Source organism: Curtobacterium sp. ODYSSEY 48 V2, assembly GCF_023712625.1.
In the GTDB taxonomy this organism is placed as follows: Bacteria; Actinomycetota; Actinomycetes; order Actinomycetales; family Microbacteriaceae; genus Curtobacterium.
Map to the genome: position 1 here is coordinate 210,768 of NZ_JAMAXX010000005.1, position 18,762 is coordinate 229,529.

General features: G+C 71.9%; 18 protein-coding genes. 9 read left to right on the forward strand and 9 right to left on the reverse strand.

Going from position 1 to position 18,762, the window contains the following annotated elements:
• Positions 1–26 precede the first annotated feature (26 nt).
• Positions 27–698 (forward strand): response regulator transcription factor, encoded by a 672-nt coding sequence (locus M3666_RS09570; protein WP_066654724.1) that lies wholly within the window; start codon positions 27–29, stop codon positions 696–698.
• 80 nt (positions 699–778) lie between these two features.
• Here the strand turns inward: M3666_RS09570 and M3666_RS09575 are convergent, their stop codons facing one another.
• Together M3666_RS09575 and M3666_RS09580 are read right to left on the reverse strand one after the other, a co-directional pair.
• Positions 779–2,044, reverse strand: a complete 1,266-nt coding sequence (locus tag M3666_RS09575) for an MFS transporter (RefSeq protein WP_251155088.1) — start codon at positions 2,042–2,044, stop codon at positions 779–781.
• A 360-nt stretch (positions 2,045–2,404) separates the two neighbouring features.
• Positions 2,405–2,620, reverse strand: coding sequence for a hypothetical protein (locus M3666_RS09580; RefSeq protein WP_066654728.1), 216 nt, complete (start codon positions 2,618–2,620; stop codon positions 2,405–2,407).
• 98 nt (positions 2,621–2,718) lie between these two features.
• On the opposite strand from M3666_RS09580, the gene M3666_RS09585 reads away from it, so the two are divergent.
• Both M3666_RS09585 and M3666_RS09590 read left to right on the forward strand, forming a co-directional pair.
• The gene (locus M3666_RS09585) at positions 2,719–2,898 is read left to right on the forward strand and encodes a hypothetical protein (RefSeq protein WP_066654730.1); all 180 of its coding nucleotides are present in this window, start codon (positions 2,719–2,721) and stop codon (positions 2,896–2,898) included.
• A 2-nt stretch (positions 2,899–2,900) separates the two neighbouring features.
• On the forward strand, positions 2,901–3,341 hold the full coding sequence (locus M3666_RS09590; RefSeq protein WP_251155089.1) for a hypothetical protein: 441 nt from the start codon (positions 2,901–2,903) through the stop codon (positions 3,339–3,341).
• A gap of 48 nt (positions 3,342–3,389) precedes the next feature.
• Here the strand turns inward: M3666_RS09590 and M3666_RS09595 are convergent, their stop codons facing one another.
• Positions 3,390–3,698 carry a thiamine-binding protein gene (locus tag M3666_RS09595; RefSeq protein WP_066654734.1) on the reverse strand — a complete coding sequence of 103 codons (309 nt, stop codon included), beginning with the start codon at positions 3,696–3,698 and terminating at the stop codon, positions 3,390–3,392.
• Positions 3,695–4,975 carry a DUF2029 domain-containing protein gene (locus tag M3666_RS09600; RefSeq protein ID WP_251155090.1) on the reverse strand — a complete coding sequence of 427 codons (1,281 nt, stop codon included), beginning with the start codon at positions 4,973–4,975 and terminating at the stop codon, positions 3,695–3,697. Before M3666_RS09600 ends, M3666_RS09595 begins: the two co-directional genes overlap by 4 nt.
• A gap of 61 nt (positions 4,976–5,036) precedes the next feature.
• Here M3666_RS09600 and M3666_RS09605 point away from each other — a divergent pair, with 61 nt between their 5' ends.
• Positions 5,037–5,753 carry a YceI family protein gene (locus M3666_RS09605; RefSeq protein WP_251155091.1) on the forward strand — a complete coding sequence of 239 codons (717 nt, stop codon included), beginning with the start codon at positions 5,037–5,039 and terminating at the stop codon, positions 5,751–5,753.
• 284 nt (positions 5,754–6,037) lie between these two features.
• On the opposite strand, the gene M3666_RS09610 is transcribed toward M3666_RS09605, so the two are convergent.
• Positions 6,038–6,898: an ADP/ATP-dependent (S)-NAD(P)H-hydrate dehydratase gene (locus M3666_RS09610; protein WP_251155092.1), complete on the reverse strand. Its 861-nt coding sequence runs from the start codon at positions 6,896–6,898 to the stop codon at positions 6,038–6,040.
• A gap of 24 nt (positions 6,899–6,922) precedes the next feature.
• Here M3666_RS09610 and M3666_RS09615 point away from each other — a divergent pair, with 24 nt between their 5' ends.
• From M3666_RS09615 to M3666_RS09630, 4 genes are all read left to right on the forward strand, one after another.
• A complete protein-coding gene (locus M3666_RS09615) occupies positions 6,923–7,561 on the forward strand; it encodes an HAD family phosphatase (protein WP_066654754.1) in 639 nt (212 codons plus the stop codon).
• The gene (locus M3666_RS09620) at positions 7,558–8,640 is read left to right on the forward strand and encodes an NADH:flavin oxidoreductase/NADH oxidase (protein ID WP_251155093.1); all 1,083 of its coding nucleotides are present in this window, start codon (positions 7,558–7,560) and stop codon (positions 8,638–8,640) included. The genes M3666_RS09615 and M3666_RS09620 overlap by 4 nt, the downstream gene beginning before the upstream one ends.
• A 237-nt stretch (positions 8,641–8,877) precedes the next feature.
• Complete coding sequence (locus tag M3666_RS09625; RefSeq protein ID WP_066654758.1) at positions 8,878–10,266, forward strand: hemolysin family protein; 1,389 nt, start codon at positions 8,878–8,880, stop codon at positions 10,264–10,266.
• 23 nt (positions 10,267–10,289) lie between these two features.
• Positions 10,290–11,360, forward strand: a complete 1,071-nt coding sequence (locus M3666_RS09630; protein WP_066658342.1) for a hemolysin family protein — start codon at positions 10,290–10,292, stop codon at positions 11,358–11,360.
• A 241-nt stretch (positions 11,361–11,601) separates the two neighbouring features.
• On the opposite strand, the gene M3666_RS09635 is transcribed toward M3666_RS09630, so the two are convergent.
• A complete protein-coding gene (locus M3666_RS09635; protein WP_251155094.1) occupies positions 11,602–13,041 on the reverse strand; it encodes a GuaB1 family IMP dehydrogenase-related protein in 1,440 nt (479 codons plus the stop codon).
• 289 nt (positions 13,042–13,330) lie between these two features.
• On the opposite strand from M3666_RS09635, the gene M3666_RS09640 reads away from it, so the two are divergent.
• A complete protein-coding gene (locus M3666_RS09640; RefSeq protein WP_251155095.1) occupies positions 13,331–17,077 on the forward strand; it encodes a multifunctional oxoglutarate decarboxylase/oxoglutarate dehydrogenase thiamine pyrophosphate-binding subunit/dihydrolipoyllysine-residue succinyltransferase subunit in 3,747 nt (1,248 codons plus the stop codon).
• A gap of 165 nt (positions 17,078–17,242) precedes the next feature.
• Here M3666_RS09640 and M3666_RS09645 read toward each other — a convergent pair whose 3' ends face one another.
• Genes M3666_RS09645 through M3666_RS09655 form a run of 3 tightly spaced genes read right to left on the reverse strand, consistent with a single transcriptional unit; the run spans position 17,243 to position 18,751 of the window.
• Positions 17,243–17,683: a GNAT family N-acetyltransferase gene (locus M3666_RS09645; protein WP_251155096.1), complete on the reverse strand. Its 441-nt coding sequence runs from the start codon at positions 17,681–17,683 to the stop codon at positions 17,243–17,245.
• A 52-nt stretch (positions 17,684–17,735) separates the two neighbouring features.
• Positions 17,736–17,978, reverse strand: coding sequence for a zf-HC2 domain-containing protein (locus M3666_RS09650; protein WP_066654764.1), 243 nt, complete (start codon positions 17,976–17,978; stop codon positions 17,736–17,738).
• Positions 17,975–18,751 carry a sigma-70 family RNA polymerase sigma factor gene (locus M3666_RS09655; protein ID WP_066658348.1) on the reverse strand — a complete coding sequence of 259 codons (777 nt, stop codon included), beginning with the start codon at positions 18,749–18,751 and terminating at the stop codon, positions 17,975–17,977. The genes M3666_RS09650 and M3666_RS09655 overlap by 4 nt, the downstream gene beginning before the upstream one ends.
• Positions 18,752–18,762 lie beyond the last annotated feature (11 nt).

An 18,762-nucleotide genomic window follows, 5' to 3' on the forward strand; every position in this document is an offset into this window, starting at 1 on the left:
GCACCGCCTTCGAGAAAGGACGCCTGATGGCGACTCCAGAGCAACCGATCCGACTCGCACTGGTCGACGACCACCGGATGCTGCTCGGCGCGCTCACGGAGTGGATCCGCAGCGCCGCCGACGACATCACGCTCGTCGCCGCCGTCACGACCTGGCCGGAGCTCCTGACGAGCCCGGCGTTCCCGGTCGACGTGGTGCTGCTCGACCTCGACCTCAAGGACTCGATCCCGGTCTCGCTGAAGATCTCGACGCTCAAGACCGCCGGCGTGAAGACCGTCGTGATGAGCACGTACTCGGAGCCGAACGTCGTCCGCGAGGCCCTCGGCTCCGGCGCTCTCGGCTACCTCGTGAAGAGCGAGGACGCCGACATGATCGTCGAGGCGATCCGTGCCGCGCAGCGCGGCGAGCAGTACGTCTCCGCCGAGCTCGACCTGGCGATCAACAGCGGCGACGTCGGCGGCGTGCCGAAGCTCAGCGCGCAGGAGCGCCGCGTGATGGCGCTGTACGGCGGTGGCGAGCCCGTCAAGAGCGTCGCCTACCAGCTCGGCATCTCCGAGGAGACCGCGAAGAGCTACCTCAAGCGCATCCGCGAGAAGTACCGCGTCGCGGGCTTCGACGTCGGCACGAAGGTCGCGCTGCGGAAGCGCGCGATCACCGACGGCATCATCGTGCAGGACGGCAGCCCGGTCGGGCTGTAGTCGCTCCACACGACGGACGGGAGGCCCGTGGCGACACCGCCACGGGCCTCCCGTCCGTCGTGTGGGTGCGTCGGCTCCGGTCAGGCCGTCGGCACCGGCGCGGTGATCGGCCCGGTCGACGGCGACGACGACCGCAGGGCGGAGCGGCGGTCCGTCCGCCGTTCGACGCCGTAGCTGACCATCGTCACGAGCAGACCGAGCAGCGCGAGGACGATACCGAGCCACGCAGGGGCCAGGAACCCGAACCCGGCTGCGATGACCGCTCCACCGAGCGCCGCGCCGAGCGAGTTGCCGATGTTGAACGCCGAGTGGTTCAGCGCCGCCGCGATGGTCCGCGCGTCGCCGGCGACGTCCATCAGGCGAGACTGCACCGCCGGCGGGATCGCCGACGAGGTCGCTCCGAGCAGGAACGCGCCGAGGAACACCCCCCAGACCCACTGGGCGGTGAAGACGGTCACGAGCAGGGCGCCGATGAGCGCGAGCATCCCGATGTAGATCGTCCGCTTGACGCTGTGGTCCGCCAGGTGCCCACCGAGGACCCCGCCGACGACCATGCCGAGGCCGACCACGACGAGCACGAGCGGCACCGCGGACTCGGGCAGCCCGGTGACGTTCTGCACGAGCGGCGAGATGTACGAGTAGACGGCGAAGAACCCGCCGAAGCCCACCGCACCGAGCCCCATCACGATCCAGAGCTGCGGCGACCGGAAGGCCCGGAGCTCCCGTCCGACGGTCGCGTGCTCGTCGGCGGCGCTCCGCGGGACGAAGGCCGCGACGGCGAGGAACGTCAGGGCGAAGAGCAGCGAGACGACGCCGTACGCGATGCGCCAGCCGGCGTTCTGCCCGATCCAGGTGATGGCGGGCACGCCGACGACGTTCGCGATCGACAGGCCGAGCATCACCATCGCGATGCCCTTGCCGCGCTTGCCCGGCCCCATGATCTCGCCCGCGACGATCGACGCGATGCCGAAGTACGCACCGTGCGGCAGACCGGCGACGAAGCGTGCGACGAGCACGAGCCCGAAGTTCGGCAGGACCGCACTCGCGACCGTGGCGACCACGAAGCCGACGAGGAGCACGAGGATCAGGCCCTTGCGCGGGAACGTGGCGGAGATCGCCGCGATCGTCGGCGCACCCACCACGACCCCCAGCGCGTAGGCGCTGACGAGCCAGCCGGCGTGCGCGACCCCGGCGGCGGGGTCGGCCGCGTACTGCGCGGGGAGCAGGGCTTCGGCGATGTTCGGCAGCAGGCCCATCGCGACGAACTCGGTCGACCCGATGGCGAAGCCACCGAGGGCGAGGGCGATGAGGGCGAACGCGCGCTGCGTCGGCGTGGTGAGCGTCATGCGACCTGTCTGGATCGGGGGGGGAACGGGGGGCGGGAGGACGGAGCTGCGTTCCGGCTCGCTCGCCGGGACATCGGCCGGATCGCCACGCTGCACGGCATGCACACGGTCCCGTTCCCGCCGGCACGCGCACGACGGCGGTACGGCGGTGAGACGGCGACGGGGTCGGTCCGTGTTCGGCGTCGAACGGTCCGAGCACACGTGCAGCGGCCCGGTCCCAGCAGTGTAGACCGCTCCAAACAGCCGACGGAAGACGACGGGCCGAATCGATTCGACATCAGCCGGACGCGCGACTGTGGAGCGAGACCGGCTCCCGCCGGAGGAGCGAGCGCGACAGGCACCGTCGCTGCTCGACGGACCTCAGGCCGCGCGGCGCTCCTCGCGCGCCCCGGCCGACGCCAGCTCGGGCAGCTCGTCGCGGTGCACCCACCCGGACCCGCACTCGGTGCAGCTCGCCCAGGCGTCGCCGGTCTGCTCGTCACCGTCGATGACGACCGTCTGCAGGTCGCAGTCGGGGCACCAGCCGTCGTGCATCATCACGCGCTCCTCGTCGTCGTCCGGGTCGTCCCGAGCCACCGGTGCGGCTCGGTGGAGACCATGAGACACCCGACCACCGACACCGCGGGGAGGCGATCGGCGTGTCCTGCACCTCCCAGCTGGCGTAGCATCGGGCCATGGGGTGGTGGATCGTGACCGGAGTCGTCCTGCTCGTCGCGGTGGGCCTGTGGCTGTGGATGCACCACCTGACGGACCTCGGCGCACGCTCGCGGCAGTACGACGGCAGTGACCCCGAGATCGCCGAGGCGCTCCGCCAGGCCGAGCGCGACAGCAACACCGGCCGCATGTACTTCTGACCGTGGCGACAGGACTCCGGACGGGCCTGGCAGCCCTGGTCACCGCGCTGTGCCTGGTGCTGACGAGCTGCGCCGGGTCGATGGCATCCGGACCTCCCGACTACACCGGGACGTGGCAGCTCGCCGGGCAGGACGACACCGAGCCCGCGCAGTTCGTCGTGTCGGCGGACGGTACCTACACCGCTCGCGGGATCCCGGACGCCCTGGCGTGCCGGACCAGGAACGCCGACACGAGCCCTCCCGGTTGCGCCGAGGGCCGTTCCTCGTCGGACTTCTCCGGGCAGTGGACACTCGCGGACGGCAGCGCACCGGGGATCCGGTTCCGGTTCGCGGACCGCTTCGTCCGCCAGGGGTACCCGACCGATGCCGGACTCGCCTTCTTCACCGGATCGCTCGACGTCCCCCGTCCCGACTTCGTGTTCGTCCGCACACCTGCGCGGTGACCGCGCGGGGCCGATCCACGGTGGTGCGGGCGGCCCGGGGCCGGCTGCTCAGTCGCCGAGCGCCGCCTCGAGCCGCTCGAGCTTGCCGTCGATCTCCCCCGTGTGCCCGGGGCGGACGTCGGCCTTGAGCACGAGGGACACCCGGGTGCCGTACGCACCGACGGCCTCGGTGGCGCGCTTGACGACGTCCATGACCTCGTCCCACTCCCCCTCGACCTCGGTGAACATCGACGAGGTGCGGTTCGGCAGACCGGACTCGCGGACGACGCGCACCGCTGCGGCGACCGCGTCGTGCACGGACCCGTCCGACGATGCCGAGGGACCACCGGACGGAGCAACGGAGAACGCGACGATCATGCGTCCATCCTGCCCCGGTCGACTCCCCCGCGCACCGGCGGCTCGGACACCCGCACCGACGAACGCTCCGGCGAGCGCCGCGCGAGCCGTACCAGCACGACCACCGCCCACACCAGCACGGCGACCTCGAGGACGTTCCGCACGGTGAGCACGAACACCATCCAGGTGTGCACCGCGAGGAGCTCGTCGTAGAACCCCGGGTAGATCACCTGCGTCAGCAGCGCCAGGGGCAGCACCCCGATCGCGACCGGCAGGAAGCGCCGCGCGCTCGGGTACCCGGCGACGAGCCCCCAGACGACGGGCACGGCGTACCACCCGACGTACTGCGGCGACCCGACCTTGTTCACCGCGATCAGCACCGCGACGAACAGCAGCGCGAGGACCGGTGCCACCTCGGTGCGACGGGCGCCCCGCCGGACCGCGAGCAGCGCGAGGACCACGCCGCCGATGACGAGCACGGCCATCAGCGGCGTCGACAGCGCGGCCGCTGCGTGGGTGCCAGCTCCGGACACCTCGAACGTCAGGATCTCGCGGTCGTAGTAGACGGCCGCTCCGGGGACCCCGAGCGCTGCCGCCCACATGAAGGGTGTCGCGAGCGGGGCCTCGATCTGCAGCGCCCGGTCGCTCTGCTCGGTCACGAAGGACAGCAGGTACGGCGCTCCGCCGTAGAGCACGTCGACGAGCACGATCAGCCCGGTCACGACGAGTGCCCCGGTCACGACGGCACTCCGGTGTCCCCGACGCAGCAGCACCAGCACGCCCACCAACGCAGCCGGCCACACCTTCGTCCAGGCCGCTGCGGTGAAGAGCGCCGACGCGACCACCGGACGGGTCACGACGAAGGCGACGCCGACGAGGGCGATCGCGGTGGCCACGGTGTCGATCCGGCCGAGTGCGATGGGTCCGAGCGCGAGCAGGAACACGAGCCACCACCAGACGACCCGCACGCCGAACGCACGGAACCGCCAGAGGAAGGCACAGGCGACGGCGTCGAGCAGCACCATGAGCGCGAGCCAGCCGGTCGCGATCGCCGCGGTGCCGCCGAGGGCCGCAGCGGCCATCGGCACGAGCGCGAAGACCGGGTACACCCAGTCGGAGTCGACCCCGACCCACGAGTGGTCGATCCGCCCGACCTCGATCCACCGTCGGTAGGTGATGGTGACGTCACCCAGCGGCAGGTTCGGCGCGGTCGTGGCGAGCCACCAGAGCACAGCGTGCACCACGACGACGACCACGGCGAGCGAGACGCCCTCGACCCACCGGAACCGCTGCTGCACCGTGCGAGCGTAGCGGGCCGCTCCACAGGCGCTCCTGAGGAGGACGTGTCACCGTTCCCGGGTGAGCACCGACCCGCGCCAGCGTCCCACCACCCGCAAGCCCCTCGTCTGGGCGGGGATCGTCCTGCTCGTCGCGGTGCTCGCCGTCGTCGGCGTCGCCGTCGGCACGAACGTGTACACGTCGAGCGAGAACGCGAAGGCGTCGGCGGCTCCCTCGGTCGCCGCGAGCCGCGCCCCGTCCACGCTCGACACGGCCGACCTGTCCGGCAGCTGGACCGTGGGCGGCGACTCCGAGGCCGGGTACCGCGTGCACGAGGTCCTCAACGGCTCCGACGTCACCGTGACCGGGCGCACGGACAGCGTCACCGGTTCGGCGCGGGTCGACGGCACGACGATCACCGAGGCGACCGTCACGGTGCAGGTCGCCGACATCGCCACGGACTCCGCGCAGCGCGACTCGTACTTCCGCGACTCCGCCCTCGACGTCTCGGCCTTCCCGCAGGCGACCTTCACGCTCACCGGACCGATCACCGACGCCGTCCCGAGCGGCTCGGGCACGACCGAGGTCCGGGCCGACGGGGAGCTCACGCTGCACGGCGTGACGAAGCCGGTCCGCGCCGACCTGCAGATCGGGCTCGACGGCGACGGTGTCGCGGTGTCCGGCACGGTCCCGATCACCTTCTCGGACTTCGGCGTGCAGGCCCCCGACCTCGGCTTCGTGAAGGTCGACGACGCGGGCGCCGTCGAGTTCCTCGTGCACGCCACGCCCGCGTCCTGACGCGTCGGTCGAACGCGACCCGGCCCGGTCACGCGACCCCACGTCCCGACGCGCCCCACCACCGGCCGGGAGGCACGCCGGCAGCCCGCCCCGCGCCTCCCGGCCGGCAGCGGGTCACGTCGCCGACACTGCACGCGTCGATCGACACGCGTCACGTCGGACTGTGCGCCCGCATCGGATGCGAACGCATCCTGCGACACCGCGCGCGTCGATCGACGGGCGCGATGTCGCACGCTGGCCCGCCCAGCCCGGCGCCCGCGCCCGCGCCTGCCCGGCCGCGCGCCCTACCCCCGCGCGTCGCCGTCGACGACCAGGTCCCGGACCACGCCGCTCAGCTGCTCGATCAGCGCCGTCATCGTGAACGGACCACCCCGGGACGCACGACGGGCGGCGATCCCGTGCACGACCGCGGCGGTCGCGGCCAGGTGCGCGAGGTCCGACGGGGACAGCGACGCACCGGACGCCTCCGCAGCGCCCTGCCGTGCGGCGACGAGCGCCCCGAGCACCCCGCCGAGCACGTCCCCCGCGCCGGCCGCCGCGAGCCACGGCGTGGCCGACGACGCCACGAGCCGGACCGACCCGTCCGGTGTCGCCACGTGCGTGTCCGAGCCCTTGAGGAGGACGACGCTGCCGGTCCGTTCCGCCGCGCGCACCGCAGCCGTCGCCGGATCACGCTCGACGGCCTCGCGTGAGGTCTCGAGCACCGGGGCGAGCTCCCCCGCGTGCGGCGTCAGCACCGCCAGCGGTCCGAGGTCGACCAGCGGGATCGCCCCGGCGTCGACGACCACCGGCACGCCGTCGTCCGAGGCGTGCCGGAACGCGTCAGCGGTGGACGGGTCGAGCTCGTCGAGCGAGTCCGCGGAGATCCCGGAGCCGACGAGCCACGCCTGCACGCGACCGACACCCGAGACGACCTCCGGACGGCGGGCGAGCACGTGGTCGGTGGCACGGTCCGGTCCGACGTAGCGGACCATCCCGACGCCGGTGTGCACCGCTGCGTCGACGCCCATCACCGCCGCCCCCGGGTACCGGTCGGAGCCGGTCGCGACGCCGAGCACACCCCGGCGGTACTTGGTCGACTCGCCGTGCGGAGCGGTGGTCCAGGCAGCGGCGTCGGTCGGGGCGAAGGGGGCGAAGTCGTTCACGACCGCCACGTTACGGTGGAGCGCATGAGCCTGTTCCTGCCCGGTCGCGTGGTGGTCTTCGACTACGGCGAGGTGATCAGCCGGACACCGCACGGCGCGTGGGACGCCCTCGTCGCGATGACCGGCGTACCCGCGGACGAGCTGCTGCCGGTGTACCAGGAGCTGCGACACGACCTCGACCGGGGCGACCTCACGGTGCTCGAGTACTGGCGCGCGATCGCGGCGCGGACCGGCCGGCGGTGGAGCCTCACCGAGATCCACCGCTTCTGGGCGGTCGACTTCACGGGCTGGTTCGAAGTGGACCCCGAGGCGCTGGCGATCGTCGAGGAGCTGCACGCCGCCGGGACCCGGCTCGCCCTGCTGTCCAACGCCGGGCGCGACTTCGGCGACCCGTACCGCTGGTCGCCGATGGGCTCGGTGTTCGAGACGGTCGTGGTCAGTGCCGAGGAGCACGTCCTCAAGCCGGACGCATCCGTCTACCGCACGACGTGCGAGCGCCTGGGAATCACGCCCGAGCAGATGGTGTTCGTCGACAACAGGGCCGAGAACGCCGCCGGTGCAGACGCGATCGGGGCGGTCGGCCACCACTTCACGTCGCCGGCCGGACTGCGGACCTTCCTGCAGGACCTGGCGGCACGGACCGACGAAGGAGCACCCGCGTGACGCACGCCCTGTTCGAACCGATCACCATCCGCGACCTGACCGTCCGCAACCGGCTCTGGGTCTCCCCGATGTGCCAGTACTCGGTCGAGCAGCAGGACGGCGTCCCGGCCCCCTGGCACCTCGTGCACCTCGGCGGGTTCGCCAAGGGCGGCGCGGGCGCCGTCGTCGTCGAGGCCGCCGGCGTCGTGCCCGAGGGTCGGATCAGCCCGCAGGACGTCGGCCTGTGGAACGACGAGCAGCGCGACGCCTTCCGGCCGATCGTCGACTTCCTGCACGCGCAGGGCGCCGCCGCCGGCATCCAGCTCGCACACGCCGGGCGCAAGGCATCGACCCACCGCCCCTGGTCCGAGGCCTCGGGCAGCGTGCCGGAGGCCGAGGGCGGCTGGGCGACGGTCGCTCCGTCGGCCGTGGCCTTCGACGGCTACGCGGTGCCGCGCGAGCTCGAGCCCGAGGACATCCGCGTCGTGGCGCTCGCGTTCGCCGCGGCCGCACGCCGCGCGGTCGAGGCCGGCTTCGACCTGGTCGAGCTGCACGCGGCGCACGGGTACCTCCTCCACCAGTTCCTCTCGCCGCTGAGCAACCACCGCACCGACGCCTACGGCGGCTCGCTCGAGAACCGCGCCCGCGCCCTGCTCGAGACGATCGACGCCGTCCGCGCCGAGGTCGGCGAGGGCTTCCCCGTGGTCGTCCGCTTCTCGGCCACCGACTGGGTCGACGGCGGACTCACGGTGGAGGACACCGTGCAGGTCGCCCGCTGGGCTGCCGAGCACGGCGCCGACCTGGCCGACGTCTCCACCGGCGGCAACGTCGCGAAGGCTCCGATCCCGGTCGGGCCCGGCTACCAGGTGCCCTTCGCCGAGACGGTCAAGCGCGAGGCCGGCATCGGCACCATCGCCGTCGGCATGATCTCGACCGCCTTCCAGGCCGAGCAGGTCGTCGCCACCGGCCAGGCCGACGTCGTCATGGTCGGCCGCGAGTTCCTCCGCGACCCGTCCTTCGCCCTGCGCGCCGCCGCCGAGCTCGGCGTGGCGATCGACTACGAGCCGCAGCAGTACCACCGCGCGCGCGTCACGGCGTAGGCCGGCGCACCCAGCGCACCGCGCGCCTCGCGACCGGTCACCGACACCGGTCGGGGGCGCGCGGCGTGCGGGCCGGGAGGCACGGCGCGCTCCCTGTACGTGTTCTCGGCTCCGACGCAGCGCACCCACTACGATGTTGCTCACTGTGGACGATCCTCCGAATTCCGTTTCGCCTTCCCACTCATCCGGCGCTCACTCGGTGAGCAGCCCCGCTTCCCGTGCGTCGGGAGGTGGAGAATGAGTCCCCTCGACATCGTCATGCTGGTCGGCGGCATCCTGCTGACCCTCGGTACCGGTGTCTTCGTCGCCTCGGAGTTCGCGCTCGTGAACCTCGACCGCGCCGAGGTCGAGGCCCGGCGCGACCGCGGCGAGTCCGGCCTGGCGCCCGTCATCGCAGCGCTGAAGGTCACGTCGACGCACCTGTCGAGCGCGCAGCTCGGCATCACGCTGACGACCCTGCTGACCGGCTACCTGCTCGAACCGTCGATCGCAACGCTGCTCGAGGCGCCGTTCCTCGCGATGCAGCTGCCCGAGGCACTCGTCGAGACCGTCGGCTCGATCGTGGCGCTCGTCATCGCGACGCTGCTGTCGATGATCCTCGGCGAGCTCGTGCCGAAGAACTTCGCGCTCGCGCTGCCGCTCCAGACCGCGCGGCTCGTCGTGCCGCTGCAGGTCGCCTTCACCACCGTGTTCAAGCCCGCGGTCGCCCTGCTCAACGGCACCGCGAACGCCGTCCTCCGGTCGATGGGCATCGAGCCCCAGGAGGAACTGTCCGGAGCCCGCAGCGCCGAGGAGCTCAGCTCGCTCCTCCGCCGCTCGGCGTCGGAGGGCTCGCTCGAGCAGGACACCGCGACGCTGCTCCAGCGCACCATCGCGTTCTCCGAGCTCGACGCGAGCGACGTGATGACCCCGCGCCCGCGACTGTCGACCATCCGGGTCTCGGAGTCGGCGGACGACGTCATCGCGCTCGCGCGCCGCACCGGCTTCAGCCGCTTCCCCGTGATCGAGGAGGACGCGGACGACGTCGTCGGCATCGTGCACGTGAAGCAGGCCGTCGCGGTCCCGCGCGAGAAGCGCCCCGAGGTGCCGGTCGGCGCCCTGATGACCGAGGCCGAGCGCGTCCCCGAGACCATGCCCGGCGACACCCTGCTCGCCGAGGTCCGGAGCCGCGGCTACCAGATGGTGATCGTCGTCGACGAGTACGGCGGCACCGCCGGTGTCGTCACGCTCGAGGACCTCGTCGAGGAGATCGTCGGCGAGGTGTCCGACGAGCACGACCGCGCACGCATCGACGTCGTGCGCTCCCGGAACTGGTTGACCTTCCCCGGACTCCTGCGTCCCGACGAGCTCGAGGACCGCGCCGGCGTGACGGTCCCCGAGGACGGTCCGTACGAGACCGTGGGCGGGTTCATCATGTCCTCCCTCGGACGCCTGCCCGCCGTCGGTGACGAGGTCGCGCTCGACGACGGCGTCTTCCGCGTCGAGCGGTTGGACGGTCGCCGTGTCGACCGCGTCCGCTGGACCCCGACGCACCCCGATCCCGTCCCGACCACCGGCAGCACCGCGACCGCGCAGCGCCCGGCCACCGGGATCATCATCCCCGCCACGAAGGAGGGCTCCCGATGAGCGCCGCGTCCGTCCACGACGGCATGGTCGTCCTCGCCGCCGGTGAGTCCGCGTCGAGCGGCTCCGACTGGTGGGGCATCTTCTGGCTCGTCGTCCTGCTGCTCGGCAACGCGTACTTCGTCGCCGCCGAGTTCGCCGTGATCTCCGCCCGCCGCTCGCAGATCGAGCCGCGCGCCGAGGCCGGGTCGAAGGCCGCCCAGACGACGCTCGCCGCGATGGAGCACGCCACGCGCATGCTCGCCACCACGCAGCTCGGCATCACGGTCTGCTCGCTCCTCATCCTCAACGTGTCCGAGCCGGCCATCCACCACCTGCTCGAGGTCCCGCTCGGACTGACCGGCTGGAGCGTCGAGGTGATCGGCACCGTGGCGTTCGTCTTCACGCTGCTGCTCGTGTCCTTCCTGCACGTCGTGTTCGGCGAGATGGTGCCGAAGAACATCTCGTTCTCGATGCCCGACCGGGCCGCACTGCTGCTCGTCCCGACGCTCTGGTACATCGGCCACGCCCTGCACTGGGTGATCGTCGGCCTGAACGAGACCGCGAACGCCGTGCTCCGTCTGTTCAAGGTCGAGCCGAAGGACGAGGCCGTCAGCGCGTTCACCGTGGAGGAGGTCCAGACGATCGTCGAGCAGTCCCGCCGCGAGGGCACCCTGACGGACGACGGCAAGCTCGCGATGGCGTTCGAGTTCACGGAGAAGAAGGTCAAGGACGTCGCGGTGCCGATGTCCGACCTGGTCACCCTCCCCGAGGACGCCACCCCCGAGGACGTCGAGCGAGCGGTCGCCCAGCGCGGCTTCTCGCGGTACGTGCTCGTCGGCGACGACGGCGACCCGACGGGCTACGTGCACGTCAAGGACGTCATCGACCTGCGTCCGGACGAGTTCGACGTGCCGGTGCCCCCGAAGCGGATCCGGCAGCTCATCTCCCTGTACACGGACATGGACCTCGAGGACGCCCTCGCGACCATGCGTGCGGCGGGCCGTCACGTGGCGCGGGCGTTCGACGCCGAGGGGCGCACGATCGGTGTGCTGTTCCTCGAGGACATCCTCGAGGAACTGGTGGGCACCGTCGAGGACGCGACCCGGCGGCGCTGACCGCGCCGGACGACGGACGGGCGCGCCCAGCTCAGCGGCGACGCGAAGCGTTGCGCGGGGCGCGCCGACCGAGCCTGCGAGGGAGGACGGTGCCAGCTGGCACCGCGCCTCCCGTCCGCCTGTCGGTCCTGGTCGAGACTCGGCCAGGCGGACACGTTCGGGGCGGTGGGACCGCGAAACTGTCCGTGGAACCGAGACTCGGGCGCCGACGGCGGCCCGCCGACGGCCGCGCCCCGCGCCGCTACCAGCTCACGGGGAGCGGCTTGCCCTCCTCGTAGCCGGCGGCCGACTGGATGCCGACGAGCGCCCGCTCGGCGAACTCGGTCAGCGAGGACGCCCCCGCGTACGTCGCCGAGCTGCGGATGCCGGTGGTGATCATGTCGAGCAGGTCCTCGACGCTCGGCCGCTCCGGGTCGAGGTAGATCGTCGACGACGAGATGCCCTCGGCGAAGAGCGCCTTGCGGGCCCGCTCGTACGGGTCGAGGCGCTCGAAGCGCTCCCGCACGGCCTTCGCCGAGGCCATGCCCCAGCTCTCCTTGTAGGCCTTGCCCGCAGCGTCGCGACGGAGCACGCCCGGCGCCTCGAGCGTGCCGGCGAACCACGAACCGATCATGACGGCGGAGGCTCCGGCGGCCAGCGCGAGTGCCACGTCGCGCGGGTAGCGGACGCCGCCGTCGGCCCAGACGTGTGCGCCGAGCGACCGGGCGGCCGCGGCGGTCTCGAGCACGGCGGAGAACTGCGGGCGACCGACGGCCGTCATCATGCGCGTCGTGCACATCGCGCCCGGTCCGACGCCGACCTTGATGATCGTCGCACCGGCGTCGACGAGGTGCGCGACGGCGTCGGCGGTGACGACGTTGCCGGCGACGATCGGCAGGCCGAGACCCAGCGCCGAGACCGTGCGGAGCGCGCGGAGCATGCCCTCCTGGTGGCCGTGCGCGGTGTCGAGCACGAGCACGTCGACCCCGGCGGCGGCCAGGGCCTTCGCCTTCGCGGCGACGTCGCCGTTGATGCCGACCGCGGCGGCGACCCGCAGGCGACCGTCCCCGTCGACGGCGGGCGTGTAGATGTCGGAGCGGATCGCGCTGGTCTGGCTCGTGGTGCCGACGACCCTGCCGTGCCGGACCACGGGCGCGAAGTCGACCTCGGCGGCGGAGAGCACGTCGTACACGTGCCGCGGGGTACCGGCGTCGTCGGCGTCGATTGCCGTCGAGGGTCCGTGCAGCAGGTCACCGATCGTCGCGTCCGCACCCGCGGTGCCGAGCCGCACGGCGGGCACGCAGCCGAGGTACTCCCCCGCCCCGTCGCGGACCACGACCCCGCGACCTGCCACCGGCAGCAGCTGCTCGAGCGCCTCGGCGACGGTGGTGTCGGCGCGCATGTCGTAGGCGGTGTCGAAGTCGACCGGCTGCTCCTTGACCCAGCGGATCGCGGCGTCGAGGTCCTGCAGGTGCATGTCCTGCGGCAGCACACCGAGCCCACCGCGGCGGGCGAGGGTCGCGGCGAGCCGCGGGCCGGTCACCGAGTTCATGTTCGCGCTGACGATCGGGATCGTGGCGCCCGTGCCGTCGTTCGTGGCGAGGTCCACGTCGAAGCGGCTCGTCACCCCGGACCGACTCGGCACGAGGAAGACGTCGGAGTAGGTCAGGTCGTGCGTCGGCCGCGTCTCGTAGAACCTCATGGGTGCCACTGTACGGCTCCGCAGCCGCGCGGACACGCGTGCGGGAGGTCTCCCCGGCGCACCGTCGACGCCGGAGCAGGACCCCTGCTACGCGACACCCGTCGTCGGGTCCACCGGTCCGGTGGGCGGCCCCCGTCCCGACACGCGCGAGCACGGCCGGGAGGCGCGGCGCGCGTCCGACGGTCACCGAACGGTCGGCGCGGAACGGCTAGGCTGGCGGCCAGTGCGGAGCAGGGTTGCCCCGCACGACACACACGAGCATCTATCGACGGAGAGTGGGCGATCGGCTGTGTCGAGCCATCTGACGGGTACGGACGAGACCGCGGGCGAATTCGGGGCGAACGAGTGGCTGGTCGACGAGCTCTACGAGCAGTTCGTCGCCGACAAGGAGTCCGTCGACAAGTCGTGGTGGCCCGTGCTCGAGAGCTACCACCGCTCGCAGACCGGGGGCGACGCCGCCGCCGGCTCGGCGCCCAGCGCACCCGCCCCCGCGCAGTCCTCGTCGCAGTCGACCACGCAGCAGCCCGCCACGGGTGACGCCCCGGGCGAGGCGAGGCCCGCCGGTCCGATCCAGGCGAAGACGACCTCGCGCCAGCCCACCCCGCAGCCGATCCCGGCCGAGGCCAACGACGAGGCCGACGACCACGAGGAGACCCACGAGGACGTGGCGACCCCGCTCCGGGGCATGGCGAAGACGCTGGCCTCGAACATGGACGCCTCGCTCACGGTCCCGACCGCGACCAGCGTCCGGACGATCCCGGCGAAGCTGATGATCGACAACCGCATCGTCGTCAACAACCACCTGCGCCGGGCCCGGGGCGGCAAGATCTCCTTCACCCACCTGATCGGGTGGGCGATGGTGCAGGCGCTGAAGGACTTCCCGAGCCAGAACGTGTTCTACGAGGAGCGCGACGGCAAGCCCTTCGTGGTGGAGCCCGCGCACGTGAACCTCGGCATCGCGATCGACGTCCCCAAGAAGGACGGCACCCGCTCGCTCCTCGTCCCGAGCATCAAGCGCGCCGAGACCCTGACCTTCGGCCAGTTCCTCGCCGCGTACGAGGACCTCGTCAAGCGCGCCCGCGACAACAAGCTCACGCCGGCCGACTTCCAGGGCACGACGATCTCGCTCACCAACCCGGGCGGCATCGGCACCGTGCACTCGGTCCCGCGCCTGACGAAGGGCCAGGGCTCGATCATCGGCGCCGGTGCGCTCGAGTACCCGGCGCAGTTCCAGGGCTCCGCGACGAAGACCCTGGTCGAGCTCGGCGTCGGCAAGACGATCACGCTGACGAGCACCTACGACCACCGGGTCATCCAGGGCGCCGGCTCGGGCGAGTACCTCAAGAAGGTGCACGAGCGACTCATCGGCGAGCACGGGTTCTACGAGGGCATCTTCTCGGCGCTGCGCATCCCCTACAAGCCCATCCAGTGGGCGAACGACATCAACGTCGACCTGGCCCACCGCGTCAACAAGACGTCGCGCGTGCAGGAGCTCATCAACAGCTTCCGCGTGCGCGGGCACCTGATGGCCGACATCGACCCGCTCGAGTACCGGCAGCGCACCCACCCCGACCTCGAGCTCGAGAACCACGGGCTGACGTTCTGGGACCTCGACCGCGAGTTCGTCACGGGCGGCCTCGCCGGCACCACGACGGCACCCCTGCGCGACGTGCTCGGCATCCTGCGCGACGCCTACTGCCGCACCGTCGGTGTCGAGTACATGCACATCCAGGACCCGGAACAGCGCCGCTGGGTGCAGGGCCACATCGAGGTGCCGTACTCGAAGCCGTCGAAGGACGAGCAGCTCCGCGTCCTCGGCAAGCTCAACGAGGCCGAGGCGTTCGAGACCTTCCTGCAGACGAAGTACGTCGGCCAGAAGCGCTTCTCGCTCGAGGGCGGCGAGTCGACCATCGCGTTCCTCGACACCCTCATCCAGCACGCGGCGGGCGCCGGCCTCGACGAGGTCGCCATCGGCATGGCCCACCGCGGCCGCCTCAACGTGCTGACGAACATCGCCGGCAAGACCTACGGGCAGATCTTCCGCGAGTTCGAGGGGTCGTCGCTCCCGGGTTCCGTGTCCGGTCAGGGCTCCGGCGACGTGAAGTACCACGTCGGCACCGAGGGCGTCTTCCGCGCGTCGGACGGCTCGAGCATCCCCGTCACGATCGCCGCGAACCCGTCACACCTCGAGGCCGTCGACGGCGTGCTCGAGGGCATCGTGCGCGCCAAGCAGGACCGCACCCCGCCCGGCACCTTCGGCGTGCTGCCGGTGCTCGTGCACGGCGACGCGGCCATGGCCGGCCAGGGCGTCGTCGTCGAGACGCTGCAGATGTCGCAGCTCCGCGGCTACCGCACGGGTGGCACGGTGCACCTCGTCATCAACAACCAGGTCGGGTTCACCACGCCCCCGGAGTCCGCGCGCAGCTCGGTGTACTCCACCGACGTGGCGAAGACGATCCAGGCGCCGATCTTCCACGTCAACGGGGACGACCCCGAGGCCGTGGCCCGCGTCGCCGAGCTCGCCTTCGCGTACCGCGAGGAGTTCCACCGTGACGTCGTGATCGACCTGGTCTGCTACCGCCGCCGCGGCCACAACGAGGGCGACGACCCCTCGATGACCCAGCCGCTCATGTACAACCTCATCGAGGCGAAGCGCTCCGTCCGCACCCTGTACACCGAGGCCCTCGTCGGTCGCGGCGACATCACGCAGGAGGAGTACGACGAGGCGCACCGCGACTTCCAGGACCGCCTCGAGCGCGCCTTCGCCGAGACCCACGAGGCGCAGACCGGCACGATGCCCGTCATCACGACGGACGACGACGGCGCCGTGGACGGTCTCGAGCGTCCGACGGCCCAGCGTGACGACGCCGAGGTCGAGGTGCACGAGACGGCGATCTCCGAGGAACTCGTCCGGGCCATCGGCGACGCGCACAGCAACCCGCCCGCCGGCTTCTCGATCCACCCGAAGCTGCAGCAGCTCCTCACGAAGCGTACCGAGATGACCCGCTCCGGCGGCATCGACTGGGCGATGGCGGAACTCATGGCGATCGGGTCGGTGCTGGTCGAGGGCAAGCCCGTCCGGCTCGCCGGCCAGGACGCCCGACGCGGCACCTTCGTGCAGCGCCAGGCGGTCTTCCACGACCGGGTGAACGGGCAGGAGTGGCTGCCGCTCGCCAACGTCGCCGAGGACCAGGCCCGCCTGTACATCTACGACTCGCTGCTCAGCGAGTACGCGGCGATGGCGTTCGAGTACGGCTACTCGGTCGAACGTCCCGAGGCCCTCGTGCTGTGGGAGGCGCAGTTCGGCGACTTCGCGAACGGCGCGCAGACCGTCATCGACGAGTTCATCTCGTCCGCCGAGCAGAAGTGGGGACAGCGCTCCGGTCTGGTGCTCCTGCTCCCCCACGGCTACGAGGGTCAGGGGCCGGACCACTCCTCGGCGCGCATCGAGCGGTACCTGCAGCTCTGCGCCGAGGACAACATGATCGTCGCGCGTCCCTCGACGCCGGCGTCGTGGTTCCACCTGCTCCGTCGCCAGGCGTGGGAACGCCCGCAGAAGCCGCTCGTCGTCTTCACGCCGAAGGCCATGCTCCGCCTCCGCCAGGCGACGAGCCCGGTCGAGGCCTTCACGAACGGCTCCTTCCACGAGGTGCTCGACGACGACCGCGTGACCGACAGGGCCACGGTGCGCCGCGTCGTGCTGCACTCCGGCAAGGTGCACCACGACCTCCGCGCCGAGCTCGACAAGTCCGGCGCGACCGACGTCGCCCTCGTCCGGTTGGAGCAGCTCGCGCCGCTCCCCCTCGACGAGCTGCTCAGGGTGCTCGCGGGCTACCCGCAGGCCGAGGTCGTCTGGGCCCAGGAGGAGCCGGAGAACCAGGGCGCCTGGCCGTTCGTGTGCATGAACCTGTCGCCGCACCTCGACGGCCGTCCGCTCTCCGTGGCCTCGCGCCCGGCGAGTGCCGCACCGGCGACGGGCTCGTCGAAGCGTTCCGCGGGTGAGGCCGCCGACGTCGTCCGCAAGGCACTCGGCTGATCCGCCGCGCCCCCTGACGCACGATGCGCCCCGTGGAGACGGGGCGCATCGTTCGTCAGGGCGCGCATCTCCCGGGCACGCAGACGCACCGACGGCGGCGGCAGCAGCGGCGGCCGCACGCGGCACGCAGCAGCACCGACGTGCAGCGCCAGGGGCTGCCCGACGCTACTTCAGCTTCGTGTAGCGGACCCCGGCCTCGTGGTACCCGCGCTTCTGGTAGAACCGGTGCGCGCTGTCCGTGGCGGCGGCGGACACGGCGCTCAGCCGGTGCGCCCCCTGCTCACTCGCCCACGTCTCGAACGTGTCGATGAGCGCGGAACCGGTCCCGAGCCTCCGGGCCGACGGGTCGACCACCAGCAGCAGGAGCTGCGCGGTGGGCTCGTCGCTCGCGTACGACCACGTGACCTGCGCACCCGCCACGGCGACCGCTCGGCCGTCGTCGCCACGGACCAGCCACGTGCGGTGCACGGCCTCGGGCACGAGCCGTTCCAGCCGTGCGCGCATCGCGGACTCGTCGACGACGTGCCCGAGCAGACGGACGAGGGCGGTGACGTCGGCGACGTCCGTGTCGGACCAGGTGGTGATCGACTCGGCGGTGAGGGTCATGGGGCGACCCTACCCAGCGCCGGCGACGTGTGACGACCGCGGACGGTCGCGCCTAGTGCGTCGCCTGCTCCACGCGGATGCGCGCGAGGATCTCGGTCCGGAGCTGGTCCGGCGCGGTCTCGGCGCACGCGCGCTTCACCGTCTCCATGAGGACGACGCCCACGCGGTGCTCGCTCGTGCAGTCCTCGCAGGACTCCATGTGCTCGCGGATGTCCGCGGCGTCCTCGCGGCAGAGCTCGTCGTGCAGGAACTCCTCGAGCTCGGCCTTGGCCTTCGAGCAGTCGCAGCCGCTCATCGTGCGTCCTTCCCGTCGGTGCGACCAGCGGCCGCAGTCGTCTTCCGGCCCCGCCCGCGCATCGTCGCCGTCGACGCTGCGTCCGGGACGATGCCGGTCTCGCGTGCGTGGTCCGCCAGGAGCCCGCGGAGGAGCCGGCGTCCACGGTGGAGACGGCTCATGACCGTCCCCACGGGGGTCTTCATGATGTCGGCGATCTCCTGGTAGGAGAAGCCCTCGACGTCCGCGAAGTACACGGCCATCCGGAAGTCCTCGGGGATCGACTGGAGCGCGTCCTTCACGGCGGAGGACGGCAGGTGGTCGATCGCGTCGGCCTCGGCGGAACGCGCCGAGACGGACTGCGTGACGCTCTCGGCGCCGCCGAGCTGCCAGTCCTCGAGCTCGTCGATCGTGCCCTGGTACGGGTTCCGCTGGTTCTTGCGGTACGTGTTGATGAACGTGTTCGTGAGGATCCGGTAGAGCCACGCCTTGAGGTTCGTGCCCTGACGGAACTGCCGGAACGCCGCGTACGCCTTGACGAAGGTCTCCTGCACCAGGTCCGACGCGTCGGCCGGGTTGCGGGTCATCCGCATCGCGGCGCCGTAGAGCTGGTCCATGAACGGGAGCGCCTGGTCCTCGAACAGGGAGCGCAGTTCGGCCTCGGACACGGTCTTCTCGTCCGCCGGTTCGGCCTCGGGCTCGAGGGCGTCCGCTTCCTCGGACACCGCGTCGAGCTGCGCCTCGGTCTCCTCGACCAGGTCGTGCGGTGCTGCCTGCGGTTCGTCGGTCGTCATCACGGACGAGT